This is a genomic window from Streptomyces sp. DSM 110735, from assembly GCF_016482685.1.
Taxonomy (GTDB): domain Bacteria; phylum Actinomycetota; class Actinomycetes; order Streptomycetales; family Streptomycetaceae; genus Streptomyces.
Genome location: NZ_JACYHF010000028.1, coordinates 1 through 15,671, shown reverse-complemented (window position 1 = coordinate 15,671; position 15,671 = coordinate 1). Strand labels below are relative to the sequence as shown.

General features: G+C 74.1%; 14 protein-coding genes. 8 read left to right on the top strand and 6 right to left on the bottom strand.

What is annotated here, in order from left to right; translation table 11 throughout:
- Nucleotides 1-4 precede the first annotated feature (4 nt).
- On the bottom strand, nucleotides 5-640 hold the full coding sequence (locus tag IF655_RS28380; protein WP_199588003.1) for a septum formation initiator family protein: 636 nt from the start codon (nucleotides 638-640) through the stop codon (nucleotides 5-7).
- A gap of 42 nt (nucleotides 641-682) precedes the next feature.
- Nucleotides 683-1,639, bottom strand: coding sequence for a 16S rRNA (cytosine(1402)-N(4))-methyltransferase RsmH (gene rsmH / locus IF655_RS28375; RefSeq protein ID WP_199588002.1), 957 nt, complete (start codon nucleotides 1,637-1,639; stop codon nucleotides 683-685).
- Between the two features lie 424 nt (nucleotides 1,640-2,063).
- Between rsmH and IF655_RS28370 the strand changes: the two genes are divergently transcribed.
- The 5 genes from IF655_RS28370 to IF655_RS28350 all read left to right on the top strand — a co-directional run bounded on the left by IF655_RS28370 (nucleotide 2,064) and on the right by IF655_RS28350 (nucleotide 8,225).
- The gene (locus tag IF655_RS28370; protein ID WP_199588001.1) at nucleotides 2,064-2,642 is read left to right on the top strand and encodes a carbonic anhydrase; all 579 of its coding nucleotides are present in this window, start codon (nucleotides 2,064-2,066) and stop codon (nucleotides 2,640-2,642) included.
- Between the two features lie 178 nt (nucleotides 2,643-2,820).
- A complete protein-coding gene (locus tag IF655_RS28365) occupies nucleotides 2,821-3,042 on the top strand; it encodes a hypothetical protein (protein WP_199588000.1) in 222 nt (73 codons plus the stop codon).
- 394 nt (nucleotides 3,043-3,436) lie between these two features.
- Nucleotides 3,437-4,477: a MoxR family ATPase gene (locus IF655_RS28360; RefSeq protein ID WP_199587999.1), complete on the top strand. Its 1,041-nt coding sequence runs from the start codon at nucleotides 3,437-3,439 to the stop codon at nucleotides 4,475-4,477.
- The gene (locus tag IF655_RS28355) at nucleotides 4,477-5,829 is read left to right on the top strand and encodes a DUF58 domain-containing protein (RefSeq protein ID WP_199587998.1); all 1,353 of its coding nucleotides are present in this window, start codon (nucleotides 4,477-4,479) and stop codon (nucleotides 5,827-5,829) included. Before IF655_RS28360 ends, IF655_RS28355 begins: the two co-directional genes overlap by 1 nt.
- Nucleotides 5,826-8,225, top strand: coding sequence for a DUF3488 and transglutaminase-like domain-containing protein (locus IF655_RS28350; RefSeq protein WP_199587997.1), 2,400 nt, complete (start codon nucleotides 5,826-5,828; stop codon nucleotides 8,223-8,225). The genes IF655_RS28355 and IF655_RS28350 overlap by 4 nt, the downstream gene beginning before the upstream one ends.
- A gap of 412 nt (nucleotides 8,226-8,637) precedes the next feature.
- On the opposite strand, the gene IF655_RS28345 is transcribed toward IF655_RS28350, so the two are convergent.
- The 4 genes from IF655_RS28345 to IF655_RS28330 form a co-directional block, all read right to left on the bottom strand.
- A complete protein-coding gene (locus IF655_RS28345) occupies nucleotides 8,638-9,027 on the bottom strand; it encodes a DUF3040 domain-containing protein (protein WP_199587996.1) in 390 nt (129 codons plus the stop codon).
- Nucleotides 9,028-9,302: 275 nt separating this feature from the next.
- Nucleotides 9,303-10,070, bottom strand: a complete 768-nt coding sequence (locus IF655_RS28340; RefSeq protein WP_199587995.1) for a bifunctional 2-polyprenyl-6-hydroxyphenol methylase/3-demethylubiquinol 3-O-methyltransferase UbiG — start codon at nucleotides 10,068-10,070, stop codon at nucleotides 9,303-9,305.
- Nucleotides 10,071-10,255: 185 nt separating this feature from the next.
- Complete coding sequence (locus tag IF655_RS28335) at nucleotides 10,256-10,780, bottom strand: SAV_6107 family HEPN domain-containing protein (RefSeq protein ID WP_199587994.1); 525 nt, start codon at nucleotides 10,778-10,780, stop codon at nucleotides 10,256-10,258.
- A 191-nt stretch (nucleotides 10,781-10,971) separates the two neighbouring features.
- Nucleotides 10,972-11,784 (bottom strand): class I SAM-dependent methyltransferase, encoded by an 813-nt coding sequence (locus IF655_RS28330; protein WP_307815093.1) that lies wholly within the window; start codon nucleotides 11,782-11,784, stop codon nucleotides 10,972-10,974.
- 197 nt (nucleotides 11,785-11,981) lie between these two features.
- Here IF655_RS28330 and IF655_RS28325 point away from each other — a divergent pair, with 197 nt between their 5' ends.
- The 3 genes from IF655_RS28325 to IF655_RS28315 are packed head-to-tail and all read left to right on the top strand — an operon-like array spanning nucleotide 11,982 to nucleotide 15,551.
- Nucleotides 11,982-12,809, top strand: coding sequence for an ATP-binding cassette domain-containing protein (locus IF655_RS28325; protein WP_199587993.1), 828 nt, complete (start codon nucleotides 11,982-11,984; stop codon nucleotides 12,807-12,809).
- A complete protein-coding gene (locus tag IF655_RS28320) occupies nucleotides 12,781-14,865 on the top strand; it encodes a YhgE/Pip domain-containing protein (RefSeq protein WP_199587992.1) in 2,085 nt (694 codons plus the stop codon). The genes IF655_RS28325 and IF655_RS28320 overlap by 29 nt, the downstream gene beginning before the upstream one ends.
- 56 nt (nucleotides 14,866-14,921) lie before the next feature.
- Entirely contained in the window at nucleotides 14,922-15,551 is a 630-nt protein-coding gene (locus IF655_RS28315) for a TetR/AcrR family transcriptional regulator (RefSeq protein ID WP_199587991.1), read from the top strand.
- The last annotated feature ends 120 nt before the right edge of the window (nucleotides 15,552-15,671 follow it).

Here is a 15,671-nt window from a genome sequence, read left to right as displayed (position 1 = left end):
TCCGTCACCTGCCGTGGGTCGGAGTGGAGGCGGGCTGGGTGGTGCGGGTCCGGTTCTGCGCGGACAGGGTCGCCCTGGGGGCGGGGGTCGCTCGGGGAGTCGCGCCCGCCTTGGGGGCGGGAGTCGCCTTGGGAGCGGGGGTCGCCTTGGGAGCGGGCGTCGAGGCGGACGCCGGTGCGGAGGTGGTCGGGGGCGGGCTGCCGGTGGGGCTGCCGCTCGGGGCGGTGCCCGAGGTCATCGCCTCGGGCGCGCGCGGGCCGCTCAGCACGGCGGGGGTGGGGGCGGCGCTCGGGACGCCCTTGACGCTGCCGTCGGGGCCGAGGAAGGCGGGGTCGCCGCCGGGGACCATGCCGAGTTCACGGGCCCGGCGCTGAAGGGCGTCCGGGGAGGAGTAGGAGTCGATGTCCCGCTGGAGCGCCTGCTCCTCGTCGGTGAGGTTCTTGGTGCGCTTCTGGAGGTCGTCGAGCTGGAACGACCCCTCACTGAGCGCGGAGTTGAGCATCAGCAGGCAGAGCAGACCGCCGCCGAGGAGCAGCACGACGAGGAACACGAAGGGGGTACGGGCGGCGCGGGCACGGCCCGTCGGGAAGAGCCGGGCGAGCCGTGCGGCCCGCCCTCGCAGTTCGGATTCAGCGCCCACGGGCCCTCCGCAGGGTCCCCGCGCCCGGTCGGCCCCGTCCGCTCACTCGGCGTCCTCCCTGATCCGCTCGACACCGCGCAGCCGGGCGGGAGCTGCCCGGCGGTTCTCGGCGATCTCCTCCTCGGTGGGGAGTTCGGCGCCGCGCGTGAGCAGCTTGAGCCGGGGCTGGTAGCGCTCGGGCACGACGGGCAGCCCGGGGGGCGCGGTGTTGGCCGCTCCGGCCGCGAAGACCTGCTTGACCAGCCGGTCCTCCAGCGAGTGGTACGAGAGGACGGCGACGCGTCCGCCGACGCCGATGGCCTTCACGGCCGCCGGGATCGCCCGCTCCAGGACGGAGAGTTCGCCGTTGACCTCGATGCGCAGCGCCTGGAAGGTGCGCTTGGCCGGGTTGCCGCCGGTGCGCTTGGCGGCCTGCGGCAGGGCGTCGCGGATGAGTTCGACCAGGCGGGCGCTGTTGGTGAACGGCTCCTTCTCGCGCTCGCGGACGACGGCCGAGACGATCCGCTTGGCCTGCTTCTCCTCGCCGTACGCGCGCAGGATGCGCACCAGTTCACCGGCGGGGTAGGTGTTGAGGACCTCGGCGGCGCTGATGCCGGTCGTCTGGTCCATGCGCATGTCCAGGGGCGCGTCCTGGGCGTAGGCGAAGCCCCGGTCGGCCTCGTCCAGTTGCATGGAGGAGACGCCGAGGTCGAAGAGGACGCCCTGGACGTCCGGGATGCCGAGGCGGTCGAGCACCTCGGGGAGTTCGTCGTAGACGGCGTGCACGAGGGTGGCGCGGTCGCCGAAGGGGGCGAGGCGTTCACCGGAGAGGCGCAGCGCCTCCTTGTCCCGGTCGAGGCCGATCAGCCGGGCCTCGGGGAAGCGGGTCAGCAGTGCCTCGCTGTGGCCCCCGAGGCCGAGGGTGCAGTCGACGACCACCGCTCCCGGTCGCTCCAGCGCGGGTGCCAGCAGATCCAGGCACCGCTGGAGCATCACCGGGACGTGTCGACTCTCGGTCAAGGGAGCCTCTCAGTTCTGGCGGGCGCACGCACCGCCGGGTCCCCGCCCGCTGCTCCATGTAGGGGAGACCGGCCTGCGCCGGAGGCGTCAGCCGACCGGGAGCGGGAGGGGGCCGAGCCGTACGTACGCGCCGCGCACGCGGGGAGAGCGGTCCGGGTGGGTGCCGTGCCGTCTCCTTGTGGTTTCACCAGCGGGAAGAGCCGGGCCTCCCGCTTCGCGTCACTTTAGTCCACCCTGTGTCGCGGTCAATCAACCGGCCTGCGCGTCGCGTACGGCTTCGACGCCGGAGCGGTGATCGGCTCGGCCTCACCCGTCCGGCCGAGGTTGGCGCTCCGTGTGGGTTAGCTCACAACAAGCCACGATGGCGTTCTTTGTCCCCTCTCACAGCAGGCCGGGGAGGCGGGTGACCAGTAACGTCGAGACCATGACGACTTCCGCAGCAGTTCCCACCGGACCCGAGGGCGCCATAAAGGGCGACGGCAGCGTGACGGACCGCCTGGTCGACGCCAACGAGCAGTACGCCGCGGGCTTCAGCGATCCCGGCATGGACGCGCGCCCCGTGCTGCGCGTGGCCGTGGTGGCCTGTATGGACGCCCGCCTCGATCTGCACGCGGCGCTCGGTCTGGAGCTGGGCGACTGCCACACCATTCGCAACGCGGGCGGCGTCGTCACCGACGACGTGATCCGCTCCCTGACCATCAGTCAGCGGGCGCTCGGCACGCAGAGCGTCGTGCTCATCCACCACACCAACTGCGGTCTGGAGTCCCTCACCGAGGAGTTCCGGCACGAGCTGGAGATGGAGGTGGGCCAGCGCCCGGCCTGGGCGGTGGAGGCGTTCCGTGACGTGGACCAGGACGTGCGCCAGTCGATGCAGCGGGTACGCACCTCACCGTTCCTGCCGCACACCGACGACGTACGCGGCTTCGTCTTCGACGTACGCAGCGGGCTGCTCCGCGAGATCGACCCGACGGATGAGCGAGCCTCCGACTCGGCGTCCGCCTGAGGTCTGCCTGAGGTCTGCCGACCGCTGCCCGCCGCCCCACTCCTCTCCATCAGGGGGAGGGGGCGGGTGGCTGGCCGGACTGGCGCGGAGTGGCTGCTCGGGCAACGGGTGGCCGGTCAGGCGGCGGGTGGTTTACCCGGCGGCAGGCGATCGGATCCGGCGACTGGTGGCCGGTCAGGTGACGGATGGCCGATACGACGACGGGCGGCTGGTCCGGCGACGGGCGGCCGATCCGACGGCTGGCGACCAGCCCGGCACCGGATCGCCGATCCGGCACCGGGTGGCCACGCTCGGCAGCGAGTGGGCCGGTCAGGCGGCGGGCGGCCGATCCGACGGCGGTCGGCCGATCCAGCGGCCGGTGGCCACGCCCGCAGCAAGTGGCCGCGCGGGCGGCGGGTGACCAGGTCCGGTGACGGACGGCGGATCCGACGACGGGCAGCCGGTCCGTCGCGGGCAGCCAGGACCGGCAGCAAGTGTCCGGGCAGGCGACGGATGACCGATCCGGCGGCGGGCAGCCCACCCGGCGACGGGCAGCCCACCCGGCGGCGGATGACCGGTCCCGTATGGCGTGGCCAAAGGGTGCAAGACCGGCATCGGGCAGGGCGTTGTCCACAGGCCCGTGCCGGGCAGTTGTCCACAGGCCGTGACACGAATCGATAACGGCGGCAAGAATGCGGGTGTGACGGCGCGCGGATCTGGTTTCCGCACGGTGTCCGTGTTTCGGGGTGGGCCGGAGCCGCGTCGCGAGGTGTCGCGGGCCCCGGCCCTTGTGAGAACGGGCCGAGGAGGGCCGGGTGACGACCTATGACGATCGAGCGAGCCTCAGTGATCTGACGGCGACGGTGGAGCGGGTGCGCCGTTCGGTGGAGGACGTGATCGAGGGCAAGCCCGAGGTCGTACGGCTTTCGCTGACCGTACTGCTCGCCGAGGGGCATCTGCTGATCGAGGACGTCCCGGGCGTGGGCAAGACCATGCTGGCCAAGGCGCTGGCGCGGTCCATCGACTGCACCGTGCGGCGTATCCAGTTCACGCCCGATCTGCTCCCCTCGGACATCACCGGGGTGTCGATCTGGGACCAGCAGCGCCGTGACTTCGAGTTCAAGCCGGGTGCGATCTTCGCGCAGATCGTGATCGGCGACGAGATCAACCGCGCCTCGCCCAAGACCCAGTCGGCGCTGCTCGAGTCGCTGGAGGAGCGCCAGGTCACCATCGACGGGCAGAGCTACGAACTGCCGCGCCCCTTCATGGTGGTGGCGACGCAGAACCCGGTCGAGATGGAGGGCACGTATCCGCTGCCCGAGGCGCAGCGCGACCGGTTCATGGCGCGGGTGTCGGTGGGCTATCCGAGCATCGAGGCCGAGCTGCGGATGCTGGACGTGCACGGCGGGGTCTCCCCGCTGGAGGACCTGGAGCCGGTGGCGCACGCGCACGACATCGTGAAGCTGATCGAGGCGGTCCGCGAGGTCCACGTCTCGGACGCCGTCCGGCGGTACGCGGTGGAGCTGGTCTCCGCCACCCGCTCCCACCCCGACCTCAGACTCGGCGCCTCCCCGCGCGCGACGCTGCATCTGCTGCGCGCGGCGAAGGCGTCGGCGGCCCTGTCCGGCCGGGAGTACGCGCTGCCGGACGACGTGCAGGAGCTGGCCGTGGCCGTGCTCGCGCACCGGCTGCTGCCCACCACCGAGGCGCAGATGAGCGGTCGTACGGCCGAGCAGGTCGTGCTGGAGATCCTGCGGCACACCGCCGTGCCCTCGGCCGCGCAGCGGGAGAGAGCCTTCGGCGGTCTCGGCCGGTCCGTGCCCGCCTATCCCCAGCAGCCTCCGCGGGGTCTGTGATGTCCGCCGGGGGGCCGGAGCGGACGCCGGGCCCGGCGGCCGGGCTCCGTACGGCCCTGGCGGGGCTGACCACCCGGGGCCGCTCCTTCCTGGCGGCGGGCATCGCCGCCTCGGTGTGCGCGTACGTGCTCGGGCAGAGCGATCTGCTGCGGGTCGGGCTGCTGCTCGCCGCGCTGCCGCTGATCTGCGCGGGCGTGGTGCACCGCACCAGGCACCGGGTGGCGTCCGAGCGCCACCTCTCCCCCGGGCGCGTCCCGGCGGGCGCCGAGGCGCGGGTGAGCCTCGCCGTGGACAACGTCTCCCGGTTGCCGACCGGGCTGCTGATGCTCCAGGACCGGGTGCCGTACGTGCTCGGGCCCCGGCCTCGCTTCGTCCTGGACCGGATCGAGCCGGGCGGGCGCCGCGAGGTGTCCTACCGGGTCCGTTCGGATCTGCGCGGGCGTTATCCGCTGGGGCCGCTGCAGTTGCGGCTGAGCGATCCTTTCGGCATGTGCGAGCTGACCCGCTCCTTCCCGGCGCACGACACGCTGACGGTCGTCCCGCGCGTGGAGCCGCTGGCGCCGGTGCGCCTGGGCGGCGAGGCGCAGGGGTACGGCGACGGGCGGCGGCGTTCGCTGGCGGTCGCCGGGGACGACGACGTGATCCCGCGCGGCTACCGCTACGGCGACGATCTGCGCCGGGTGCACTGGCGGTCCACCGCGCGCCACGGCGAACTGATGGTGCGTCGTGAGGAGCAGCCCCGGCGGGCCCGCTGCACGGTGCTGCTGGACACCCGCGCCGTCGGCTACGAGGACGCGGGCCCCGGTTCGGCCTTCGAGTGGGCGGTCTCCGCCGCCGCGTCGGTCCTCGCGCACATGATGGAGCGCGGTTTCTCGGTGCGGCTGCTCCTGGACACGGGGGCGACGGTGCCCGGCGAGGGCGGCGGCGGGTTCCCGGGCACGGGTCAGGAGACGGCGGCGTCCTCGGGGCTGATGATGGACACCCTCGCGGTGGTCGACCACTCGGAGGGCACGGGCCTGACACGGGCGTACGACGCGCTGCGCGCCGGGGACGAGGGGCTGCTGGTCGCGCTGCTCGGCGATCTCGACGAGGAGCAGGTGCGCACGGTGGCGCGGATGCGGCGGCGCAGCGGGGCGGCGCTGGCCTTCGTCATGGACCCGGGGGTGTGGACGCGCGATCCGGCCGCGGCGGCGGGTCCGGGCGACCCGTGCGAGGAGCGGCTGCGGGTGCTGCGCGAGGCGGGCTGGACGGCGCTGGGTGTGCCGCGCGGTGCCTCGCTGGACGAGTTGTGGCGGCGGGCCGACCGGGAGCGCTCCGGTCTGGTCACGCCGAGCGGAAGGGCGGGGGGATGAGCGGGCGGGCGCGGCTCGCGGGGTGCGCGGCGGCTGCCACGCTGATGACGGCGTGTTCACTGCTGCCGCTGGTGGACGGTCCCGTCTGGCTGGTGGTGGCGGCGCTGCTCATCGGGGTGCAGACGGGCGTGGGCGCGGTGGCGCGGCGGGTGCCGCTGGCACGGCCGCTGACCGTGCTGGCGCAGCTCGTGGTGACGCTGTTGCTGCTCACCCTGGTGTTCGCACGGCAGCAGGGGTTCGCCGGGCTGTTCCCGGGTCCGGAGGCGTTCGGGCATTTCTCGGAGCTGTTGCGGCAGGGTTCGGAGGACGTCAGCCGGTACGCGCCTCCGGCGCCGCTGACCGACGGCATCCGGCTGATGCTGATCGGTGGGGTGCTGATCGTGCATCTCCTGGTGGACACGCTGGCGGTGACCTTCCGCGCGGCGGCGCCGGCCGGGCTGCCGCTGCTCGCGCTGTACTCGGTGGCGGCGGGGCTGTCCGGGGGCAGTGCCGACTGGCTGTGGTTCCTGCTCGCGGCGGCCGGTTATCTGTTGCTGCTGCTCGCGGAGGGTCGTGAGCGGGTGACCCGGTGGGGGCGGGTCTTCGGGGCGACGGCCCGCGCGCCGGGCGCCGGTGAGGGCACTCTGGCGGCTCCGGTGCGCACCGGGCGGCGGATCGGCGCGATGGCGCTGGGCGTGGCGCTGCTGGTGCCGCTGGCGCTGCCCGCGATGCGGGGCGGTCTGCTGGGCGGCACGGGCGCGGGCGGCGCGGGCAGCGGGACCGGCGGCATGATCTCCGCCGTCAACCCGCTGGTGTCGCTGCGCGACTCGCTGAACGTGGACAGCGACCGCCAGGTGCTGTCCCTGCGGACCAACGCCGACGACGTGTCGGACATGTACGTGCGGATCGTGTCCCTGGACGACTTCGACGGCACGACCTGGAAACCGGCCCAGCGGCACATCGTCGCCGTGCCGGACGGCTTTCCGACCCCGGTCGGGCTCGGTCCCGACGTCCGCCGGACCACGGTGCGCACGACCGTCTCGGCGGCCGGGTGGTACGCGCAGGACTGGCTGCCGATGCCGTATCCGCCGACCGGTGTGCGGATCGGCGGCAACTGGCGGTACGAACCGGTCGGCATGACCCTGGTCGGCGACCACGGGCAGACGACGCGTGGCGCGACGTACGTGGTGACCAGCCTGGACGTGGAGCCGACGGCGCGGCAACTGGCCACCGCGCCGAAGCCGCCTGCCGCGCTGGCGCGGCAGTACACCGATGTGCCGCCGGGGCTGCCGAAGGTGGTGGCGCGGACGGCGAAGAAGGTGACCTCCGGCGCGGCGAACCACTACGAGGAGGCGGTGAAGCTCCAGGACTGGTTCGCGCTGGACGGCGGCTTCCGGTACGACACCCAGGTGCAGGTGGGGCGCGGTCCGAACGCCATAGCGAACTTCCTGCGCGACAAGCAGGGCTTCTGCGTGCACTTCTCCTTCGCGATGGCCGCGATGGCCCGCACGCTGGGGATTCCGGCCCGGGTGGCGGTCGGCTTCGCGCCGGGCACCCCGCAGGCGGACGGTTCGGTGTCGGTGAGCCTGAAGGACGCCCACGCCTGGCCGGAGCTGTACTTCGAGGGCGTGGGCTGGACCCGCTTCGAGCCGACGCCGAGCCGGGGCACGACACCGGCGTACACCCAGCGGCAGACCCCGAGCAGCGCGCTGCCGGACCCGGCGCTGCCCTCGCGCGGCTCGTCGGCGGCGCCGTCGGCGCGGGCGTCGGCGAGCGAGAGCTGCGCGGCAGGTGCGGCCGCCGCGGCGGTGTGTCCCGGACCGTCCTCGGCGGTGGCGTCGCCGGGCGGGGGCGGAGGCACTCCGGGCGGGCTGTGGGCGGCGCTGCTCGTGGTGGGCGCGCTGGCGCTCCTCGCGCTGCCGCTGGCGCCGCTGCTGTGGCGGCTGCGGGCACGCTCGCGGCGGCTGGGCGCGCACCCCAGGACCGACGAGGGCGCGGCGGAGCACACGCTCGCGGCGTGGCGGGAGCTGACCGACAGCGCCTGGGACCACGGGATCGTGCCGGACGAGTCGCTGACCCCGCGCGCGGCGGCGGAGCGGATCGTGCGGCTGGGCCGTCTGGACGAGGAGTCCGCGGCGGCGGTGCACCGGGTGGCGGACGCGGTGGAGCAGGTGCTGTACGCACCCCGGCCCCGTTCGGCCACCGGAGTGGCGGCGGACGTACGCCGTGCGCTCACGGGCCTGGACGCCGCCGCGAGCCGGTCCACCCGCCTGCGCGCCCTGTTCGCCCCCCGCTCCGCCGTTCGCGCCCTGTGGACGGCGACGGACCGCTGGACGGCGCTGCGGGCCAGGGCGGCGGCGCTGCGACCGGTGCGTCCAGTGCCTGGCGGCGAGGCAGCGGGCCGGGGCGGCTCGTAGAACCGGCGCCGGGCGCGGGGTCGGGGCACGGCGCGGGGTCGGGGCAGGGCGCGGGGTCGGGGCAGGGCGCGGGGTCACCGGCGACGACGGACCGCTGGACGGCGCGGCGGTCCCGTCGGCGGTGCTCCGGCCGGTGTCGCGGCGCCGCGGGCCCGCCCGGCCCGGCTGGGGCGCCGGGGCGCGACGGCTGATGTCCGCCGGGCGGTCGCGCGATCCTGCCCGGGAAGGTCCCCCAACCCAGGCGGGACGCTCGGGCACGGCTGGCCCCCGGTCTCGCTGGGTCCTGGCCCCGACAGGACGCCGGATCGGTGGGGTGTCGGGCCCGGACGTCGCCCCAGGTCGCGGACATGCCTGAGGGGTGGCCACCAGTCGGTGGTCACCCCTCGGGCGGTGTCTGTCGGTGTGCGGGCGGTCAGTGGCCCTGTTCGTCTCGGCGGCGCTGCCAGCGGGCCTCGATCCGCTCCATCATGGTGCGTCTGCGGCGCACCGGGCGGCGGCGCCTGGCCGCCGGACCGTGGCGCTCGCCCGGCTTGGGCGTCTTGCGCCAGCCGGTGACGGCGAGGACGGCACAGCCCAGCATGACGAGGAAGCCCACCACACTGATCCAGATGATCTGCGCGACCATCCCGGCCATGAGGAGCGCGATACCCACGAGGAAACCCGCGACGGACTGGTAGACCCGCCGACGGGTGTACGTCCGCAGCCCGTTTCCCTCAAGCGCCGACGCGAACTTGGGATCTTCGGCGTACAGCGCTCGCTCCATTTGCTCGAGCATTCGCTGCTCGTGCTCCGAGAGCGGCACGGAGTCCTCCTCATCGTGCAGTCGCCGGGGCGACCCGGGGGGTCTTTTCAGGATAGGCAGGGAATCGCCCCCGTGAAACCCGCCCCTCTGCGCCTTCTGACCAACCGGAGCCGCCACGGCGTCCCGGCCCGCTGAAGCTTCCATTCCCCAACGGCCGACCCGTCATGCCGGTTCGGTGTACCTCGATCATACGGCGCAAACCCCTCGATCGGAGGGCTTGTGGCGTACTCCATCTGCCGACAAGCCCCTGATCAGCGGCGGGTCACCCGGCACCCTCAGGCCCGCGACGCCCCGGGAGTCTCACCGAGCACATGGATCTGCGTGGCCACGGAGTGGAAGGCGGGCAGCTCGGCCGCGGCCGCCTCCAGGCGGAGCAGGGCGTCGAGCGCGCCGGGCTCGGTGTCCACCAGGACGCCGGGCACGAGGTCCGCGAAGACCCGCACGCCGTGCACCGAGGCGGCCCTCAGGCCCGCGCCCTCGACCAGCGCGGTGAGCTGCTCGGCGGTGAAGCGGTGCGGGACCGGGTCGGCGTCGCCCCAGCGGCCGTCGGGGTCGCGCAGAGCCTGCCGAGCCTCGGTGAAGTGACCGGCCAGGGCGCGGGCGAGGACGGCGCCCCCGAGCCCGGCGGCGAGCAGGCTGAGCACACCGCCGGGGCGCAGCGCGGCGACGGTGTTGCGGACGCCCTCGGCGGGGTCGTCGACGTACTCCAGGACGCCGTGGCACAGCACCGCGTCGTAGCCGCCGCGGTCGACCACGTCGAAGAGACCGTGGGCGTCGCCCTGGACGCCGCGCACCCGGTCGGCGACGCCCGCCTCGGCGGCCCGGCGCTCCAGGGCGAAGAGGGCGTTGGGGCTGGGGTCGACGACGGTGACGTGGTGGCCGAGCCGGGCGACCGGCACCGCGAAGCGGCCGCTGCCGCCGCCGGTGTCGAGCACGTCCAGCGCGTCCCGTCCCGAAGCCTTCACCTGGCGGTCGAGGGCGTCCCGCAGGACGTCCCACACCACGGCGGTACGGAGGGAGGCGCGGGGCATCGGGTCCGGCACGGCAGTTGACTCCTCGGCGCGGCACCGCCCGTTGCCCGGCGGCGCGAAAGGGGTTGCCTCCCCGGCCCGTCCCGGCGGGGTGGAGGCAGCAGGCACGTCCACCCTATTGCCTGCGGCCTCGACCGGGTCACCCCCGACGGCCTGCGCGGGAACGCGTCTCGCGAGGTGGACACGGCCCCCGTGCCTCAGCCCCGCGCGTCCTCCTCCCGGGCGCGGGGCAGCACCGGCTGCGGGAGCAGCATCCGCTCGACCAGCCGGATGAACATCGCGACGTCGCGTATCAGATCGTCGGCGTCACGGGTGGTCGCCGCGCCCCGGATGCCCGCCTCGGCGCGGGCGCGGCGGGCCGCGCCGGAGGCGAACAGGGCGCTCCACTCGGTCAGTTCGGGCGCTATCTCGGGCAGCACCTCCCAGGCGCTGCGGATGCGGGCGCGGCGCCGGGGCGTGGGGTCGGGGCGCCCGCGCGCGGCGAGCACGGCGGCGGCGGTGCGCAGGGCGGCGAGGTGGGCCGTCGCGTAGCGCTCGTTGGGCGCCTCCTCGGCGACCGCTTCCGCCAGGGCGCCGCGGGCCTGGGCGAGCAGGGCGACGGCGGCGGGCGGCGCGGTGGCCCGGCGGACCACCGGGTGCACATCGGCCGCCGGGCCGGTCCGTGACGGGACGGAGCCGGTGGCAGTGCGTCGCCGGGCGGCAGCCGCGGACGAACTGGCCATGACGAACCTCCTGTCGTCGGTGACGGCACGGATGCCATCTGCGCCCATCGTGACCCCTGCCACTGACAATCCGTCCCGACCTGCGCTTTCACACCGATGCCGGGCATACGGAGAGGGCCGGTCGCGACGCGTCACCGGCCCCCTCACGGGACGGGCATCACCGGACCCTCGCGGGACGGGCAGCGGTCGTCCTACCGCCGGACCGCCGAGATCAGCCCGCCGGGTCCCTCCTCGCCCCGCGGCGGGGTGGCGACCGGGCGGCCGTAGGCGGCGGCGCGCTCGCGCAGGGTGTGGCTGCTCGCCTCCCAGCCGTGCCCGGCCAGCCAGTCCACCGGGTCGTCGGGCATCTCCGAGACCCACAGGGACGCCGCCGATCCCGGCGCGGCGTCCGCGCCGAAGCGCTCGATCACGCCGCGCGAGCCCAGCGTCAGCCCCATCCGGCTGCCTGGCGCCGATTGCGCGCCGATGCGGGTCAGCAGCAGTTCCACCGCGTCCTCGGGCAGATAGATCAGCAGCCCCTCGGCGATCCAGACGGTAGGTGCCGCCGGGTCGTGTCCCGCGGCGGCCAGCGCGCGTGGCCAGTCCTCCCGCAGGTCCACCGGGACGGTGATCCGCTCGCAGCGGGCGAGGGCCCCCTCCTGGCGGAGCACCGAAGCCTTGAAGTCCAGGGGCGCGGCGGTGTCGACCTCGAACAGCCGGGTGCCCTCGGGCCAGTCCGTCCGGAACGCCCGGCTGTCCATGCCGGCGCCGAGCAGCACGACCTGCCGAATCCCGGACGCGACGGCGTCCCGCAGCAGGTCGTCGAGGAACTTCGTCCTGATGACGATGGAGAACGCCACGCCGAGGCGGCGACGGCGCGCGGCCTCGTCGGCGGGTGGCGGCGAGGAGGGCCACAGACCGCCCGCCGCGGCGAAGGCCCGTGCCAGCGGGTCGCGGAACAGCGCGTTCTCCCGCTCGGTCTCCAGCGCCCGCACCCGGGCCACCCCCACCGCCGTGGCCCACACTCCCGACGGCCGCATGTGCTCCTGCTCCCGCTCATCAGTCACCGCGCCAGCCTAGACGCGCGATTCCGGGGGTCCGGCGAGGAGAGCCGGGTTCATTGCCGGGTACACGGAGACCGAACACCCCCGCTGTTTCCCCCCGTTCCGTCGTCCGGCATACTTTTGAACTGACCAGTCAGTTCAAAAACGTAGGGGGGCCTGTGGACGGCGTGGACGTCACGGCCGAGGACTTCGGGGTCAAGGGACCGCGGGGGTGGGCCTTTCGGGGGGTCGGGTTCAGCGCGGAGGCGGGTTCGCTCGTCGCGGTCGAGGGACCGTCCGGCTCCGGGCGGACCAGTCTGCTGCTCGCGCTCACGGGGCGGATGAAGCCGAGCGCGGGGACGGCGGTCGTGGGCGGGCTCGCGCTGCCCCGGCGGATGGCGGCCGTACGGAAGATCAGCGCCGTGGCCAACATGGCCGGGGTCACCGATCTGGAGCCCGCGCTCACCGTCGCCGAGCATCTGCGCGAACGGGCGCTGCTGCAACGGCGGTTCGGGGACTCCCTGCGCGAGGCGCTGCGTCCGCGCCCGGACCGTGTGCACGAGGCGCGGCTGCGTGCCGACGCCGCCCTGGCCGCCGCCGGGCTCGACCCGGACACGCTGCCCAAGGGCTCGCGCACGCCCGTACGGGACCTGGAACGCCTTGAGGCGCTGCGGCTCTCCGTCGCCCTCGCCCTCGTCGGCCGGCCCGGGCTGCTCGCGGTGGACGACGCGGAGGTGCGGCTCTCGGCGGAGGAGCGCGCCGAGGTGTGGACCCTGCTGCGCTCCCTCACCCGCACCGGCACGACCGTCCTCGCGGTGTGCCGTACCGCGCCGGAGGACTGCGTGGTCGTCTCGACCGAGACCGAGAGCGAGACCAAGGCGGAGGCGGAGGCAGACACCGCTGCCCAGTCCGACCCCGACCCCGACCCCGAGCCCGACACCGACACCGAGGCACAGACCCCGAAGGAGGCGGACCCCGATGCGCTCACCCCGGCTCGCCGCGCTTGAGCTGAGGCGGTTCGGGCGGGGGCGTCTCCCCCGCGCCGCCCTCGTCGCGCTGCTCCTGCTGCCCCTGCTCTACGGCGCCCTGTACCTGTGGTCGTTCTGGAACCCGTACGGCCGCCTGGACCGCGTCCCCGTAGCCCTCGTCAACGACGACAAGGGCGCGACCGTCGCCGGGAAGCACCTCGACGCCGGGGACGACCTGGTGCGCGGGCTGCGCGGCAGCGACACCTTCGAGTGGCACGAGGTGAGCGACGCCGAGGCGCGCCAGGGCGTGGAGGACGGCACCTACTACCTCTCCCTGAGGATGCCCGCCGACTTCAGCGCGCGGATCGCGTCCAGTTCGGGCGACTCGCCGGAGACGGGCGCGCTCCAGGTGCGCACGAACGACGCGAACAACTACATCGTCGGGCAGATATCCCGGACCGTCTTCGCGGAGGTCCGCTCCGCCGCCTCCACCAAGGCGTCCCGGTCCTTCCTGGACAAGATCTTCGTGTCGTTCTCCACGATCCACGACAAGACGGTGACCGCCGCCAACGGTGCCGACACGCTCCAACAGGGGCTCGGCAAGGCGGAGAAGGGTGCCAGGAAGCTCACCGCAGGGCTGAAGGACGCCGACAGCGGCAGCGGCAGGCTCGCGACCGGTCTGACCAAGCTGACCAAGGGCTCGGCCGACCTGGCCGACGGCTCTCGGCAGGTCGCGGACGGCACGCAGACCCTCGCCGACAAGGTCAACGGCGTCTACGCAAAAGCCGGTCCGTTCCTCAAGGACAACGAGAAGACGATCGGGGACACCGCGCGCCTGGTGGCCGACTCGGCCGGTGCGGTGGACGACAACCTCGACACCCTGGTCCGGCTCGCCCCCGGCGCGGCGAAGACCGCCCACGCCTCCGCCGACGTACTCGCCCGGATCCACCGCACCCGCTGCGAGACCGCCCCGCTGCCCGACCCCGCGTGCCCGGACCTGAAGAAGGCGCAGCAGGCGGCCGAGGACGTGGCGAAGGTGGCCGACGACCTCAACACCGTGATCGCCGACCAGGACGACAATCTGACGACCATGCGGAAGAACCTCAGGACGCTGCAGACGCAGTCCCGCGCCCTCGCCGAGCGCGCCCCGCATCTGCACGAGGACCTGTCCGACGCGGTGAGCCGGATCAACAAGCTGAACGACGGCGCGGCCAAGGTCGCCGCGGGCGCCAAGAAGCTGCACACCGGTCTCGGGACCGCCGAGTCCGGCGCCGCCACCCTGCACAAGGGCATCGGCAGGGCGGAATCGGGCGCCCGCACCCTGGACGGCGGTCTGTACCGGCTCTCCGACGGCTCCGGGAAGCTCGCGGGCGGGCTGCACTCCGGGGCGCGCAAGATCCCCGACTACGACAAGCACGACCGCGACGAGCGCACCGGCGTGATGGCCGACCCGGTGCGCCTCGCCTCGCACGATCTGCACCAGGCGCCCAACTACGGCACCGGTTTCGCGCCGTACTTCATCCCGCTGTCCCTGTGGGTCGGCGCCATGGTCGCCTACATGCTGATGCCGCCGCTCAACCGGCGCGCCCTCGCCGCCGGTGCCCCGGCGCGGCGGATCGCCCCGGCCGGGTGGCTGCCGGTGGTCGCCATCGGGGTGCTCCAGGTGCTGGCGCTGATGGCGGTGCTGCACTGGGGGATCGGGCTGCGGATGGCGCGTCCGGCCGGGACGATCGGGTTCCTGTTCCTGGTCACGGCGTGTTTTGCGGCGATCGTGCAGTGGCTGAACGCCCGCTTCGGCGCGGCGGGCCGCATCCTCGTCCTCGCGCTGCTGATGCTCCAGCTCACCTCGGCGGGCGGCACCTACCCGGTGCAGACCAGTCCGGGCTTCTTCAACGCCATCCACCCGTTCCTGCCGATGAGTTACGTGGTCGCGGCGCTGCGCCGGCTGATCACGGGCGGCGGGCTCGGACCGGTGTGGCAGGCGTGCGCGGTGCTGCTCGCGTTCACCGCCGGAGCCCTCGCGCTCACCGCGGTCGCCGCCCGGCGCCGCCAGGTGTGGACGCTGGACCGGCTGCACCCGGAGCTGAGCCTGTGATCGCCCAGCTCCCCGGAACGGTCCGGCACACGCGCTTACCTGTGAGAATCGGGTCCATGGAAAGCACCAGCGCCACGTCCGGCGGCAGCACGCGCCGCGAGGCCACCCGGCAGAAGCTCTACGAGGCGGCCGTCACGCTCATCGCCGAGCAGGGTTTCTCCGCCACCACGGTGGACGAGATCGCGGAGCGGGCCGGGGTCGCGAAGGGCACGGTCTACTACAACTTCGCGAGCAAGTCGGTCCTCTTCGAGGAGCTGCTGCGGCACGGTGTCGGGCTGCTGACCGCCTCGCTGCGGGAGGCGGCGGAGCGGACGGCGGACGGGGGCGGCACCGGGGTGGACGCGCTGGACGCGATGATCCGGGCGGGTCTGGAGTTCATCGACCGCTACCCCGCCTTCACCCAGCTCTACGTCGCCGAGCTGTGGCGCACCAACCGCGCCTGGCAGTCGACGCTCATGGTGGTGCGCCAGGAGGCGGTCGCCGTGGTGGAGAACGTGCTGCGGGAGGGCGTCGCGGCGGGCGAGTTCAGTCCGGAGATCGACATCCAGCTCACGGCTGCCGCGCTGGTCGGCATGGTGCTGGTGGCGGCGCTGGACTGGCAGGCGTTCCAGCCGGAGCGCTCGCTGGACGACGTGCACGCGGCGCTGTCCCGGCTGCTCCAGGGGCGGGTGAGCGGCAACCGCTGAACGGGCGGAGGGCGCCCGGGGGCGGGGGGGGGCGGGCCCCCCCCCCCCGGGGGGTTTAAAAAAAAACCCCCCCCCCCCCCCCCGTTTTTTTGGCCCCGGGGGGGGGGGGGTGAAAAAAAA

Excerpts from the sequence above, each read along its gene's own strand:
- IF655_RS28370 (WP_199588001.1), top strand. The coding sequence starts at position 2,064 with ATGACGACTTCCGCAGCAGTTCCCACCGGACCCGAGGGCGCCATAAAG.
- IF655_RS28355 (WP_199587998.1), top strand. The coding sequence starts at position 4,477 with ATGTCCGCCGGGGGGCCGGAGCGGACGCCGGGCCCGGCGGCCGGGCTC.
- IF655_RS28350 (WP_199587997.1), top strand. The coding sequence starts at position 5,826 with ATGAGCGGGCGGGCGCGGCTCGCGGGGTGCGCGGCGGCTGCCACGCTG.
- IF655_RS28335 (WP_199587994.1), bottom strand. The coding sequence starts at position 10,780 with ATGGCCAGTTCGTCCGCGGCTGCCGCCCGGCGACGCACTGCCACCGGC.
- IF655_RS28320 (WP_199587992.1), top strand. The coding sequence starts at position 12,781 with ATGCGCTCACCCCGGCTCGCCGCGCTTGAGCTGAGGCGGTTCGGGCGG.
- IF655_RS28315 (WP_199587991.1), top strand. The coding sequence starts at position 14,922 with ATGGAAAGCACCAGCGCCACGTCCGGCGGCAGCACGCGCCGCGAGGCC.